Raw genomic sequence first — 12,836 nt, 5'->3', positions numbered from 1 at the left:
GGCCTGATGGAGTGCTTCCAACACCGTGCCAACGTCAACAAGAAAAGCGGTTTTTCAATGCACAACCTCAGCGTCGAGTTGTTCAGTGACCTAGTCGGCAAACTCTATCAGGGGCCACGGGAGACCATTCCCTGGGCGACATTCCTCAACCAGCTCAATGTGCAGATGCGCAGCAAGTACGTCACGTTCATGCTGCGCCCGCCAAGCCATCTGGACGTCGGCCTGATGATCAATACCACCGGCTCCACGGCGGAGATCACCAGCTCGTACAACCAGTATTTCTTCGCCCTCGACCCCTTCGTCGATTTACCTAACCGCCAGGTGGTCACCAACTCGGAGTTCATCACCGACAACAACTGGCTGAATTCGGAGTTCTACAAGAGCTTCCTCGAGCCGTTGGACGTGTTCCATATCCTGGGTGCCGACATCACCACCTGTGACGGTGTCAACTGCCGGATCCGCATCAGCCGCAGCCGTAGCGCGCCTGCCTTTGGCGACGAAGAAAAGGCGTTGTTGGCGCAGTTCATCCCACACCTCGAACGCTCGGTCGAGATCCACACCCAGCTCAACCGCATCGCCATCGAACGCAACCTGTATGCCGAGGCGGTGGACCAGCTCGAGGTCGGCACGGTCCTGCTCGATGAGGCCGGCCGTGTCCTGCAGACCAACGAGGTCGCCAATGACCTGATCCAGGCCAAGGATTGCATCAGGTTGGTCCAGGACTCGCTGGTGGTCGGCAGCAGCCGCGAGACCCAGGAGTTCCGCCGCCTGGTCAAGCGCTCCTTGCTCTCGCACAAGAGCAATACCCCGTCGGTGGTCGAGGCGCTGCGGGTCAAGCGTGCGTCCGGGCGCGCGGACCTGGGCATCATCGTGCGCTCGGTACCGCCGCTGGAGTGGAGCGAAGGCAAGCAGTGCCCGGCGGTCGTGATTTTCATCAGCGATCCGGAGCGGCATTCCAGCGCGCCGAAGGAAATCGTCAGCGCGCTGTTCAACCTCACGCCGGCAGAAACCAGCCTGGCCATGTTGCTGGCCAACGGCTTGACCAAGGACGAGGCCTCGAAAGAGCTGGGCATCAGCACCAACACGGCACGTGCCCACCTGCGATCGATCTTCTCCAAGACCGGTGTGACGCGCCAGACGATGCTGGTACGGCTGATCCTGCGCAGTGTCGCGACCTTGGGTTGATGCGCACGACTGCCTGACCGTGGCTACCCTCTGTATTATCCGAACCGACGACAGACCTCAACGGCGTTCGCCGCGTTAGACGAGGCGCTTCGTTACAGACGTTGACACACGTAGGCTGTGGAGCATGCCGTGAACCCTGGAGAACGCAACGCCAGCAACGGGCGCCATGCGGGCCAGGACCTGATCAAGTGGATCGCCCTGGTGACCATGGTGCTCGACCACATGCGCCTGGCCTGGCCGGCGCTCAGTGGCCTGTTCGTGCTTGGCCGGCTTTCGTTCCCCTTGTTCTGCCTGGCCATTGCGATCAATGTTTCGCGCACCCGGCCAGGCGAGCTGTTCACCCGGAGCAACGGCCGGTACCTTGCGCTGTTGGTGCTGTTCGCTGCGCTTTCAGAGGTGCCGTATCGCCTGATGGGCACCTCGGACACATTCAATGTGCTGGTGACCCTGGCCCTGGGCCTGCTGGTTGCCTGGGGGACGCACCACCGAAGCGTCGAAAGCCTGGCTATGGCGGCCGCGGCGGTGGCAGTCGCCTGTCTGCTGAACGAGCCGCTCATGTATGGTTTCTTTGGCGTGCTTCTTCCTTCGGCGTTGTTGTTGGCGATCAAGCGCCCGATGTGCTGTGCACTCGTGCCCGTTGCGCTGTGCGTCATCATCAACACGCGCACCGGGCTGTTCACGCGTGCCCTGCAGCTGGAACCCTACGCCATGCTGGCGTTGCTGGTCGCTGCGCTTGCGCCTGTGCTTGGGCTGGCGTTGTACGGGTGCAGGCTGCCCTTGCGGATCATGCCGGTCACGCGATGGAGCTATTGGTTCTACCCAGGCCACCTCGCTGTGCTGCTCGGTATACGCGCTGTGCTCTAGCGCTTTTTCCACATGGCGTTGCTGCCATTGGCCAGCTGCCACAGGGCATTGTTCCACTTGCCGGGAGCTGCCACACTAGCGCCGGAGAGGACATGCACGGATGCTGGGCCTGAACAATGGCACAGGTCCGTCTTTCGCTCTCGGGGCAGCGGTCGATCGACCCGCCCCGACTATTCAAGGACTACAAGGAGTTGTGAATGAGCGTCACCGAAGGAACCCAGGAAACCGCGGGCTACAACGCAAAATGGCAGGAGCGATTTGCGTTCTTCGATGCCCACGGCGCGCCTAACTCGCCGGCCTACAAGCCTGCACTCAAGCAATTGCCCTTCAAGAAGAAGATCCTGGTCAACGCCAACATCATTGCCTTCTTCTTCGGCCCCATCTACCTCTTCATCCTCGGGCTCTGGAAAAAGAACCTGGCCTTGCTCGGGATCATGGTGGTCGCCTCCATCGTGATCGACCTGCTCTTCGGCCTGGCTGGCATGGAGACGCCCAAAGCCGTCGATTTCGGCTTCGGTTTCGCCTTCAACTTGCTGTACGCCCTGGCCACCAACTATGCCTATTACCTGAAGGAGCGTAAGGGCGAGCAGGGGTGGAACCCGTTCAAAGGGATGCGCTGGTAAGTCATCGGGCCGGCTGGCCGCGGGCCTTGGCACCGACGGGCAGCCCGGCCTACTTGTGAAGTAGCGTGATGTTCCAACGTGCGGGCGCTCCTGGGCAACGGAGCGTGCACGGGTGAGGCCCCGGCAAGCGCGCAGGGCGACGCTCGTAACCTTGCCAGGGGGCTTGTCCCCAAAGGTCCGGCAGACGCCAGGGCAGTCACCTACCCCGGCGCCGCTCAATGGCAATCAGCGATTCTTGTCCCACTGCTGAGTGTCGTTTTGCGATTGCTGCCCACCCATGCGATCCCTGTCGGTGGGGTTCTGCTTGTCGGTCATGTCCTGGCCTGCCTGGCCGCCCTGGCTTCCGGATTCCCGAGACCGATCCCAGTCCTTGTTCATCTTGTCCTCAGGCTTGCGGTCCGATTGCTGCCCACCTTTTTGCTGATTAGGCATGCCGCTTCCCGGGCCCTGGCCACCTTGCTGGCCTGCGCCGGTGTTGTTGCCCATGCCGGTGTTGGTGTCGCCTTGGTTACCCTTGTCTTGATTGTTAGCCATGATCGCTTACCTCAAGTCAAACACAGGAAGATCTGTGTCCAATTTGGAGTGACCGGCTCCGTCTCGGTATGCATTTATCGCAACCTTTTCGGACCAAGCGCGTTAACAACCAGTAGGCCGGCATTTAAAGCGCCAAGCACAGGTTCGAACCGGCAAGACGAACGCTTCACCTTCATCAGACGCTACGCGTCACCCCACCATCGACCCTGATGTTCTGCCCGGTGATATAGGCCGCGCCATCGCTAGCGAGGAAGGCAATGGTCGCGGCGATTTCCTCGCTGGTACCGTATCGCTTGAGCGGGACGCTGTCGCGACGCTGTTCGGTGGCGGGCAGGCTGTCGATCCAGCCGGGGAGTACGTTGTTGATGCGCACGTTATCGGCAGCGAAGTTGTCCGCGAAGATCTTGCTGAACGCTGCCAGGCCAGAGCGGAACACCGCCGAGGTGGGGAACAGTTCACTCGGCTCGAAGGCCCAGGCCGTGGAGATGTTGATGATCACGCCGCCTTTTTGCCGCTGCATGATCGGCGTCACCAGGCGCGTAGGGCGGATGACATTGAGCAAGTAGGTCTCCATGCCTTTGTGCCAGTCCTCGTCACTGATCTCGAGGATGGGCGCACGAGGGCCGTGGCCGGCGCTGTTGACCAGCACGTCGACGCGGCCCCACTTCTCGACGACGGCATCGACCAGCCGCTGCAGGTCTTGCACCGACTGGTTGCTGCCGGTGACGCCGATACCACCGAGCTCGGCGGCCAGCGCTTCACCCTTGCCCGAAGACGAAAGGATGCCGACCTTGAAGCCATCGGCCGCGAGACGGCGCGCCGCGGCTGCACCCATGCCACTGCCGCCGGCGGTGATGATTGCTACTTTTTCTACAGACATGCTACCTCCTGGGAATTGAAAACACGCTGTTGCAGTGGGTTTCACACTAGCAGCTGCATGCGTATCCAAGGAGGCAGCTCAGCGTAGCCAAGCCAGTAGATTAACTTTCGTCTTCCTGGGCTTTGAACCAGTGCCGGACAATATCCAGGGTTGCAGGCTGTTGCGCCTTGCGTGGCCATACAAGGTAGAACGCCTTGTCCAGACGCAAGTACTGGGGGAAAACCTGCACTAGCCTGCCTGCGGCGATATCGTCCTTGACGAAGGCATGGCTGGCCAGCGCAATGCCTTGCCTGCCAACGGCAGCCTCGATCGCCAGCGACGTCTGGTTGAAACGGACGTGCCTGGCTGTCGTTGCGCGGTGGCCGGGAAATACGGTGGCGATGAACTGCGGCCAGTAGTCATGGGCATCGTGAAGCGCGACGTACCCTTGAAGGGCTTCGCAGCGATCAGGGTGGCCGCGTTCAGCCAGCAGGGCGGGGCTTGCCACCGCAACGATCCGTTGTTCCATCAACAACTCCGTGTTCAGGCCGGGCCCGAAGGGTGGGTGGCCGTAGCGCACGGCGATATCGACGCCATCGGTATGGAAATGCGAAAGCCGCTCGGTGGCCAGTACCCGCAGGTCGATGTCCGGATGCGCCTGGGCGAAGTGCCCCAGCTTCGGGATCAGCCATTTAGCGGCGAAGGTCGGTGTTACGCTGACGGTGAGGTGGGACGGTTCTGGGCGCAATAGACGGGTGGCCTCCTCGAGCATCGTCAGCGCACTGCGAACGTTCGCACTGTAGGCACGCCCGGCATCGGTCAGGCCAAGGCCGCGGGGCAGGCGGTCGAACAGGCGAACCTGCAGGCTCGCTTCCAGCCCGCGGACCTGTTGAGCTACTGCAGCCTGGGTCACGCCGAGCTCCTCGGCGGCAAGACGAAAGTTCAGGTGACGCGCCGCCACTTCGAACACGCGCAGTGCGTTGAGCGAAGGCAAACCAGGAAAACCTGCGGGCATGGCAATGGGAATTCTATTGGGTAACGAGGGCTGAGTGTGGCACGTGCCTGTCTGCCAAGGGAAGCCGGGCCAATCGCGGGACAAGCCCGTCCACAGGGGATTTGCAAGTCTTGAGAGCAGCGCAATCTCGGTGGGAGCTGTCCGGGCATATTGCACGGTGCCTGCGGGCTTGCCCCGCGATAGGGCCAGCCCAGGCAACGATTTCCCATATGGCACCGCAGCGTCTGCGGCACCCCGTGGTGTCAGAAGGTGTATTTGGCGGTCAACATCAGGTTGCGTGGATCACCGAAGGTATCGCCGCCGTAGTCCACCGATTCGGAAAGGGACGAGAAGTATTTCTTGTCGAATACATTATTGGCGTTGAGCTGCAGATCGAGATGCCGGTTCACCTGGTAGCCGGCCATCAGGTCGGTGACCGCATAGCTGCCCTGGATCAGTCAGTACTCACCGCCCTCGGTCGGGATGTCGTGTTTGTCAGAATGTGTCTCTTGCTGACAATGCATTCGAATGGAGAGGTTGGACGTGGGCTATCGTCGCGGAGGGTGGAATGCAGGCAGGGTTCGCCGCGATGGTCCAGCGCCTATGTGAACGCCGCTCGATCTCGAGGCTCTGACGATGCCATGATGGACATTCCCAAGCCGCTCCCGATCAAGGACACTCAATGTTTGCCGAGCACCTTTTGATGTTCTTGCCGATCACGCTTAGGCGACAGCCAGGTTCGGAGGTCGTATGTCCCAGATCGATTGGCTGAGCCAACTTCTGAAAGTGATTACCGTCACCGGCCAGCTGGAGGTGCGTTGTTCCTTTGGTGCGCCGTGGCGTGTCAGCTGGGAAAGATCTGCGGCGCACGAGATTCCCTATCACGTCGTGCTCAAGGGCCGAGCGATTGTCGAGGACCTGGAGAAGGGAACCTGCAAAGAGCTCGTGGGTGGGGATATCGTGCTTCTCCCCCATGGCGCAGCACATGTGCTGCATGATGGCAGTGGCGATGAAACCGCGACGGCCTCCATCCGGCATAGCGCCGCGGGATGGATGGTGAGTGAGAATCGAGGCCAGGGAGAACGCCTGGACATGTTGTGCGGTCATTTCTTCATCGCGCCACCTCATCACCGATTGATTCGAGACTACCTGCCGGTAGACCTGGTCGTTCGTGCCCTGGATGGGCCGTGTGCAGGCAACGGCCTTTCGGCGTCGAATCATCTGGCTGGCTTACTGACCCTGATGCGCATGGAAACCATCGAGGACAAGCCTGGCGCAGGCGCCATTCTCGACGCACTGACTTCTGCATTGTTTGCCTTGGCGCTTCGCGCTGGCAGTGAAGCTGAACACGCTCCCGTGGGCTTGTTGGCGCTTGCGGGACACCCTCGACTGGCCCCGGCTATTTCCGCCATGTTCTCCAACCCAGCGCACCCCTGGAGCCTGCCTGAGCTGGCAGGGCTGTGCAGCATGTCCCGCGCCACTTTCATGCGGCATTTCCAAGGCAAACTGGGACGGTCGGCTAATGAACTGTTGCTCGATATCCGCATGAGCCTGGCAGCAAATGAGCTTAAGAAACCTGCAGCGACGACCGAGGCCGTAGCCGATTCGGTCGGCTATCGATCAGTGGCTGCGTTCCGGCGTGCATTCACGGACAGGCTGGGGATGACACCTGGACAATGGCGTCGGCAGGCATTCGAGGAAAGCAGAGCTTCAACATCTCGGTAGCCGAAGCGTGGCGGGAGTATTGCCCCGTTCGCGCCAATTCAGCGCTAGCCGCAATAGGGGCTGGCGGATTCTTGATTGATCCTTTTGAGCATTTTCTTGAGCGAATGCAGTCTCGAAAGGTATGTCGCGCAGGCCTAGAGTGGCGTCTCCCAATCGATGTACCCCTACGGAGACATACCATGACCAGAACCACCGTCCTCAAGCCCGAACACGTGCCGGCCGCATCCCAAGCCACGCTCGACTCGTTCAGCAAGGGGCTGGGCTTCACCCCGAACATGATGGCGAGCTTTGCGCAAAGCCCGATTGCGTTCAACGCCTGGGCAACCTTGCTTGGCGCCTTGAGCAAGGCACTTGATGTGAAGACCCGAGACAGCATCGGCCTGACCGTGTCGGAGGTGAATGGCTGCAATTATTGCCTGGGTGTTCACAGCTTCACGGCCGAGCATCTGGCAAAGATGCCGGCCGATGAAATCATCCTGGCGCGCCAAGGCCATGCCAACGATCCCAAGCGTGATGCCGCGGTGCAGTTCGCCCGCAAAGTCATCGAGACCCGTGGTCAGGTCAACGATGGCGACCTGCAGAAGGTTCGCGAGGCCGGCTATACGGATGCGAACATCATGGAAATCGTAGCGCTGGTGGCGATGTACTCGCTGACGAACTTCTTCAACAACGTATTCGATCCGGAAAAGGATTTCCCAGCCGTCATGCCGGCAGGCTCGATCTGAACGCTACGGCCGCGCCGCTGGTGACGCGGCCGTTCTCCATAGATAGGGGGAGGCTGTTCGCTTTTTGCGAACGTCCTGGACGCCTGGCGTTGGAGCCCCGTTTTTGCCTGCTCGCTTGAATCTTCATCGACGAGGACCAACCATGACCAATACTGTCATCGAAAACATCCTGAGCCGCAGTGCCGCCAAATACTACGACCCTGCCGCTACGCTGAGCGACGATCAGATCCGTGACCTGGTGCGTATCGGTACGTGTGCGCCAACCTCCTTCCATCTGCAGAACTGGCGCTTCATTGCCGTACGCACACCCGAGGCCAAGGCCCGGTTGCGCGCGATCGCATGGGACCAGCCCGCGGTCACCGAAGCTGCGGTTACCTTCGTTGTCATCGGTCAGTTGGCAGATGCCAGCACCATTCCTGACCGTCTGGCGCCGGTGGTAGAGGCGGGCATCATGCCGGCGCATCTTGTGCCCGAATGGGAAACGCCCGCTCGTAGCCTGTATGACGATCAACCCCAACGCCAGCGCGACGAGGCGGTGCGTACCGCGACGTTCGGCACTGCAGCAATGATCTATGCCGCCCGCTCCCTGGGCTGGGGTACGACGCCGATGATCGGTTTCGATGCCGAGGCTGTTCACCGCCAGTTCGGCCTGGCGGGCGATGAGATTCCGGTGATGCTGCTGAGCGTTGGACCGGAACGCGCCGGCAATTGGCCGCAGAAGCCGCGTATGCCAGTCATCGAGGTACTGAGCTTCGCTTGATCCTCGATCCAATCGATTGCCCGGGCATCAAGAATGCCCGATCTTTCTGTGATAAAGCCCCGGCCACCTTGCGCTGCCCGGGGCTTTGTCGTTACACCGCGTCGCGGCTGGGCACGCCATCGATCAGGCGCAGCAGGCCCAGGGGGTTCGCATTTTTCAGCGCGTCCGGCAGCAGCGCGTCCGGATAGTTCTGGTAGCAGATTGGGCGTAGGAAACGATCGATCGCGAGCGTGCCAACCGATGTTCCTCGAGCGTCGGAAGTCGCCGGATATGGCCCGCCATGTACCATCGCGTCGCAGACCTCCACGCCAGTAGGATACCCGTTGAGCAGAAGGCGTCCGGCCTTTTGTTCCAACAGCGGAACTAGGTTCGCGAACGAATCCAGGTCCTGCGGCTCGGCGATGAGCGTTGCGGTCAGTTGGCCGTGGAGCCCTTGCAATGCTCGCTCGAGCTCGCTTGCGTCGGCGACTTCGACAACAATGGACACGGGCCCGAAGACCTCTTCTTGCAGCAGTGTGTCTCCCCCGATCAACAACTCAGGGTCTGCCTGGAACAGTTGCGGATGAGCGTGTCGACCTTCTTGAGGCGTCCCTGCCAGATGATGGATCCGGGGGTGAGCATGCAGCGCTGCGATACCGCGCTCGTAGCTGCTCAGGGTCCCGGCGTTGAGCATGGTCTGAGCGGCCTGATCCGCCATGCGAGCGGACAGGTGCTCCAGGAAGTTATCGAACGCGGCCGAGCGGACGCCAAGTACCAGGCCTGGGTTGGTACAGAACTGGCCGCAGCCCAGCACCACCGAGGCTGCCAGCTCGGTAGCTATTTGCTCACCGCGTTTTTCCAGTGCAGTGGTCAGCACCACGACCGGATTGATGCTGCTCATCTCGGCAAAGACCGGGATCGGGCGAGGTCGCGAAGCGGCCAGGTCGCACAGCGCGCGTCCACCTTTCAAAGAGCCCGTGAAGCCGACAGCCTGAATGGCCGGGTGCTTTACCAACCGCTCGCCGACACCCGCCCCGTAGATCATGTTGAAGACACCTGCAGGCATGCCGGTATCGGCAGCCGCACGGGTGATCGCGCAGGCAACGAACTCTGCGGTGGCCATATGGCCGCTATGCGCCTTGACCACAACGGGGCAGCCGGCAGCCAAAGCTGCCGCTGTATCTCCGCCGGCGGTGGAGAAGGCGAGCGGGAAATTGCTGGCGCCAAAGACAGCGACCGGGCCGACACCCAGTTTGCATTGCCGAAGATCGGGCCGGGGCAGTGGTTGACGATCAGGCAGGGCCCGATCGATGCGTGCGCCCAGAAAGTCTCCGCGACGCAGCACTTGGGCGAAAAGGCGCATTTGGTTGCTGGTGCGCGCACGCTCCCCTTGGATCCGGCCAGCAGGCAGGGCGGTTTCCCTGCTCACAGTGGCGATGAATGCCTCGTCCAGTGCGTCCAACTCGGTTGCGATCGCCTCCAGGAAGTCAGCTCGGCGGCTCGGCGGCATGCTGCGATAGGTCGGGTAGGCAGCCTCGGCAGCCAGTGCTGCGGCATCGACTTCTTCTGCAGTGGCCTGGAAAAAGGTCGTCGGGAGTGCTTGGCCAGTGGTTGCATCCAGGCTCTGGAGCGTGATGGGGCCGGCTGCGCTTCGAGCGCCCGCGATGAAGTTGTGTCCGATAAGAGGCATGGCGAGGTCCTGTGATCGTGGATGTCGAAGGGGCGGCTTGCTTGTGGCTCACCGCTGCGAAAGGCACAAAAGGATGTCAACGCACCAGACAAGGGCGCTTGTTGTCGAATGTCCAGCCAGGGATCAGGAACTGCATGGCGACGGCGTCATCACGCGCGCCCAGGCCTTTACGTAGGTAGAGTTCGTTGGCTTTTGCCAGTTGATCCTCATCGACCTCGACGCCAAGGCCAGGGCGTTGAGGTACCGTCACGAAACCATCGACGATCTGCAACGGGTCACGAGTCAGGCGCTGCCCATCCTGCCAGATCCAATGGGTATCGATGGCCGTGATCTGGCCCGGCGCAGCAGCTGCCACCTGGGTGAACATCGCCAACGAAATATCGAAGTGGTTGTTGGAGTGCGAGCCCCAGGTCAATCCCCAGTCATGGCACATCTGGGCAACGCGTACCGACCCTTGCAGCGTCCAGAAGTGAGGGTCGGCGAGGGGAATGTCGACGGACTGCAGTTGAATGGCATGGCTCATTTCGCGCCAGTCGGTGGCGATCATGTTGGTTGCAGTGGGCAGCCCGGTAGCGCGCCGGAACTCGGCCATCACCTCTCGGCCAGAATAGCCATGCTCAGCGCCACAGGGGTCCTCGGCATAGGCCAGGACATGATGCTGGTCGCGGCAGAGCCTGATGGCGTCCTTCAGTGACCAGGCGCCGTTGGGGTCAAGGGTGATTCGGGCTTCAGGGAAGCGCTCGGCGAGCGCGGTCACGGCCTCGATCTCTTGTTCGCCGCGTAGAACGCCGCCCTTGAGCTTGAAATCGGTGAAGCCATATCGGGCCTTGGCGGCTTCAGCGAGGCGAACGACGGCTTCGGGTGTCATCGCTTTTTCGTGGCGTATACGGAACCAGTCGTTGTCGGCATCCGGCTCGCTGCGGTACTCCAGATTGGTATCGTTGCGGTCGCCAACGTAGAAGAGGTAGCCCAGCATCTTTACCTTGTCGCGTTGCTGGCCTTCGCCCAGCAGGGCTGCCATCGGGACACCCAAGTGTTGGCCCAGCAGGTCCAGCAATGCCGACTCCATGGCGGTCACGGCATGGACAGTGATACGCAGATCGAAGGTCTGCAGACCGCGCCCCGCTGCATCGCGGCTGGCGAAGCTCTGGCGCATGGCATTCAGTACGCGCTGGTAATGGCCGATCGGTTGTCCAACGACCAGGCTACGCGCATCTTCCAGCGTCTGGCGGATGCGCTCGCCACCAGGGACTTCACCGACGCCTGTGTTGCCAGCGCTATCGCGCAGAACAACCACGTTGCGGGTGAAGTAGGGGCCATGGGCGCCGCTCAGGTTCAACAGCATTCCATCGTGGCCCGCGACAGGAACCACCTTCAGGTGCGTGACGACAGGCGTCCCACTGGGTGCCTGCACGGGCTGGTTGGAGATAGGCTGGGTAGCAGTGTGAAGGTTCATAAAGGCTTTCCTGCAGTATCAGTGGGGCTGGCTCAGTGCCGTGGGGTGTTTGGCGCTTTTGTCGTTCGCACTCTTTGGCGTCGTACGAACGAAGAAGACGAGAACGGCGGCAAGGAGCGAGGTGCAGGCGAGACCGTAAAGGCCGCCCTGGATAGAACCGGTTTGCTGCTCGAGAATGCCGAAGGTCGTTGGGGCTACGAAGCCGCCGAGGTTGCCCAGGGAGTTGATCAGCGCGATCACCGCGGCTGCGATACGTGCATCGAGGTACCCCTGGGGAATCGGCCAGAAGAGCGAGGAGGCCGATTTGAAACCGATCGCAGCGAAGCACACGGCTATGAAGGCGAAGACAGGGCCACCCGTGGTCGACAGGAACATACCCAAGCCGGCGATGAGCAGCGCGGTAGCGACCCATGCCTGCTGATACTTCCAACGGCCCGCACAGGCGGCAAATGCGTACATTGCTAGGATGGAAATCAGCCAGGGGATCGAGTTGAAGAAACCAACCTGGAGGTCGCTGAGACCACCCATGCTTTTGATGATGCTCGGCAGCCAGAACGTTGCGGCATAGATGGTCAACTGGATGCAGAAATACAGCACGCAGAACAACACTATCTGGGAATCACGCAGCAGCGTCCAAAGGGTTGGCTTGGGGCCCGTCATCGACTCGCGCTCACGTTGCTCGCGCTCGATCGCACCGTTAAGTGCATCCTTCTCGTCTGCAGACAGCCATTTGGCATCGTTGGGCGTGGAATCAAGCCAGAACCAAACGGCGAAGCACAGGGTGACGGAGACCATGCCTTCAATGAACAGCATCCATTGCCATCCATGCATTCCGAGCCCCTGGATTTGCATCAGTGCACCTGCAAGCGGGCCGGAGATGAGAGATGCTGCCGCAGACCCACTCAGGAAGATGGCGATCGCTTTGCCGCGCTCTTCTTTCGGCAGCCAGCGCGTGAAGTAATAGATGACGCCAGGGAAGAACCCGGCCTCCGCTACGCCCAGGAGGAAGCGCAGGATATAGAAGTGGGTTTCGTTCTGCATGAAGGCCGTGGCACTGGCAACCAGCCCCCAAGTCAACATGATGCGAGTAAGCCAGAGACGGGCGCCGACTCGCTGCAGAAGAATGTTGGAGGGGACTTCGAAAAGTGCGTAGCCGATGAAGAAAAGGCCTGCCCCCAATCCATAGGCGGCCGCTCCGATACCGAGATCGCTCTCGATGTGAGGGCGCACAAAGCCGATATTCACCCGGTCGATGTAGTTGACGATGAACATGACGACGAACAGCGGCAGCACATGACGCTTTACCTTGCGTACCGCCCGGCTGAGCGCGTCGCCATCGGTGGCTGAATCTGCGATCTGGTTCATGACCGGATCTCCCATTAATTGTTTTTGTGTGGGCTTCACCGACCAGGCTTACACCGGGCCGGTGGTTCTTTGAAGCG

The 12,836-nt window shown here is 61.1% G+C and carries 12 protein-coding genes and 1 pseudogene; 6 read left to right on the top strand and 7 right to left on the bottom strand.

The genetic code is table 11. The features are described from left to right. The first annotated feature begins 6 nt into the window (after positions 1–6). The 3 genes from K8374_RS14910 (at position 7) to K8374_RS14900 (ending at position 2,672) form a co-directional block, all read left to right on the top strand. Positions 7–1,185 (top strand): helix-turn-helix transcriptional regulator, encoded by a 1,179-nt coding sequence (locus tag K8374_RS14910; RefSeq protein WP_224456211.1) that lies wholly within the window; start codon positions 7–9, stop codon positions 1,183–1,185. Between the two features lie 207 nt (positions 1,186–1,392). Further along, positions 1,393–2,049: a conjugal transfer protein TraX gene (locus K8374_RS14905; RefSeq protein ID WP_263498536.1), complete on the top strand. Its 657-nt coding sequence runs from the start codon at positions 1,393–1,395 to the stop codon at positions 2,047–2,049. Positions 2,050–2,246: 197 nt separating this feature from the next. Continuing rightward, positions 2,247–2,672 (top strand): DUF2628 domain-containing protein, encoded by a 426-nt coding sequence (locus K8374_RS14900; RefSeq protein ID WP_224456209.1) that lies wholly within the window; start codon positions 2,247–2,249, stop codon positions 2,670–2,672. A gap of 225 nt (positions 2,673–2,897) precedes the next feature. Here K8374_RS14900 and K8374_RS14895 read toward each other — a convergent pair whose 3' ends face one another. The 4 genes and pseudogenes from K8374_RS14895 to K8374_RS14880 all read right to left on the bottom strand — a co-directional run. Further along, positions 2,898–3,206 carry a hypothetical protein gene (locus tag K8374_RS14895; protein WP_224456208.1) on the bottom strand — a complete coding sequence of 103 codons (309 nt, stop codon included), beginning with the start codon at positions 3,204–3,206 and terminating at the stop codon, positions 2,898–2,900. 175 nt (positions 3,207–3,381) lie between these two features. Then, positions 3,382–4,086, bottom strand: a complete 705-nt coding sequence (locus K8374_RS14890; RefSeq protein WP_224456207.1) for an SDR family oxidoreductase — start codon at positions 4,084–4,086, stop codon at positions 3,382–3,384. Between the two features lie 100 nt (positions 4,087–4,186). Further along, complete coding sequence (locus K8374_RS14885) at positions 4,187–5,080, bottom strand: LysR substrate-binding domain-containing protein (protein ID WP_224456206.1); 894 nt, start codon at positions 5,078–5,080, stop codon at positions 4,187–4,189. A 242-nt stretch (positions 5,081–5,322) separates the two neighbouring features. Beyond that, positions 5,323–5,517 (bottom strand): annotated as a pseudogene (locus K8374_RS14880) (TonB-dependent siderophore receptor); the annotation flags it as partial. A gap of 292 nt (positions 5,518–5,809) precedes the next feature. On the opposite strand from K8374_RS14880, the gene K8374_RS14875 reads away from it, so the two are divergent. The 3 genes from K8374_RS14875 (at position 5,810) to K8374_RS14865 (ending at position 8,269) form a co-directional block, all read left to right on the top strand. Next, entirely contained in the window at positions 5,810–6,784 is a 975-nt protein-coding gene (locus K8374_RS14875) for a cupin domain-containing protein (protein WP_224456205.1), read from the top strand. 179 nt (positions 6,785–6,963) lie between these two features. Continuing rightward, positions 6,964–7,509, top strand: a complete 546-nt coding sequence (locus tag K8374_RS14870; RefSeq protein WP_224456204.1) for a carboxymuconolactone decarboxylase family protein — start codon at positions 6,964–6,966, stop codon at positions 7,507–7,509. Positions 7,510–7,651: 142 nt separating this feature from the next. Further along, positions 7,652–8,269, top strand: coding sequence for a nitroreductase family protein (locus K8374_RS14865; protein ID WP_224456203.1), 618 nt, complete (start codon positions 7,652–7,654; stop codon positions 8,267–8,269). 91 nt (positions 8,270–8,360) lie between these two features. Here K8374_RS14865 and K8374_RS14860 read toward each other — a convergent pair whose 3' ends face one another. The 3 genes from K8374_RS14860 to K8374_RS14850 form a co-directional block, all read right to left on the bottom strand. Next, the gene (locus K8374_RS14860; protein ID WP_224456202.1) at positions 8,361–9,938 is read right to left on the bottom strand and encodes an aldehyde dehydrogenase (NADP(+)); all 1,578 of its coding nucleotides are present in this window, start codon (positions 9,936–9,938) and stop codon (positions 8,361–8,363) included. A gap of 76 nt (positions 9,939–10,014) precedes the next feature. Continuing rightward, the gene (gudD, locus tag K8374_RS14855) at positions 10,015–11,394 is read right to left on the bottom strand and encodes a glucarate dehydratase (protein ID WP_224456201.1); all 1,380 of its coding nucleotides are present in this window, start codon (positions 11,392–11,394) and stop codon (positions 10,015–10,017) included. A gap of 18 nt (positions 11,395–11,412) precedes the next feature. Then, the gene (locus tag K8374_RS14850; RefSeq protein ID WP_224456200.1) at positions 11,413–12,759 is read right to left on the bottom strand and encodes an MFS transporter; all 1,347 of its coding nucleotides are present in this window, start codon (positions 12,757–12,759) and stop codon (positions 11,413–11,415) included. Positions 12,760–12,836 lie beyond the last annotated feature (77 nt).

The sequence above is a fragment of the Pseudomonas sp. p1(2021b) genome (genome assembly GCF_020151015.1).
Taxonomy (GTDB): domain Bacteria; phylum Pseudomonadota; class Gammaproteobacteria; order Pseudomonadales; family Pseudomonadaceae; genus Aquipseudomonas; species Aquipseudomonas putida_K.
The sequence above is the reverse complement of the archived record's forward strand: the minus strand, read 5'-3'. Positions and strand labels throughout refer to the sequence as shown.

Coding starts and splice junctions, on each gene's coding strand:
- K8374_RS14910 (WP_224456211.1), top strand. CDS start 7: ATGGAGTGCTTCCAACACCGTGCCAACGTCAACAAGAAAAGCGGTTTT.
- K8374_RS14905 (WP_263498536.1), top strand. CDS start 1,393: ATGGTGCTCGACCACATGCGCCTGGCCTGGCCGGCGCTCAGTGGCCTG.
- K8374_RS14900 (WP_224456209.1), top strand. CDS start 2,247: ATGAGCGTCACCGAAGGAACCCAGGAAACCGCGGGCTACAACGCAAAA.
- K8374_RS14895 (WP_224456208.1), bottom strand. CDS start 3,206: ATGGCTAACAATCAAGACAAGGGTAACCAAGGCGACACCAACACCGGC.
- K8374_RS14890 (WP_224456207.1), bottom strand. CDS start 4,086: ATGTCTGTAGAAAAAGTAGCAATCATCACCGCCGGCGGCAGTGGCATG.
- K8374_RS14885 (WP_224456206.1), bottom strand. CDS start 5,080: ATGCCCGCAGGTTTTCCTGGTTTGCCTTCGCTCAACGCACTGCGCGTG.
- K8374_RS14875 (WP_224456205.1), top strand. CDS start 5,810: ATGTCCCAGATCGATTGGCTGAGCCAACTTCTGAAAGTGATTACCGTC.
- K8374_RS14870 (WP_224456204.1), top strand. CDS start 6,964: ATGACCAGAACCACCGTCCTCAAGCCCGAACACGTGCCGGCCGCATCC.
- K8374_RS14865 (WP_224456203.1), top strand. CDS start 7,652: ATGACCAATACTGTCATCGAAAACATCCTGAGCCGCAGTGCCGCCAAA.
- K8374_RS14860 (WP_224456202.1), bottom strand. CDS start 9,938: ATGCCTCTTATCGGACACAACTTCATCGCGGGCGCTCGAAGCGCAGCC.
- gudD (WP_224456201.1), bottom strand. CDS start 11,394: ATGAACCTTCACACTGCTACCCAGCCTATCTCCAACCAGCCCGTGCAG.
- K8374_RS14850 (WP_224456200.1), bottom strand. CDS start 12,759: ATGAACCAGATCGCAGATTCAGCCACCGATGGCGACGCGCTCAGCCGG.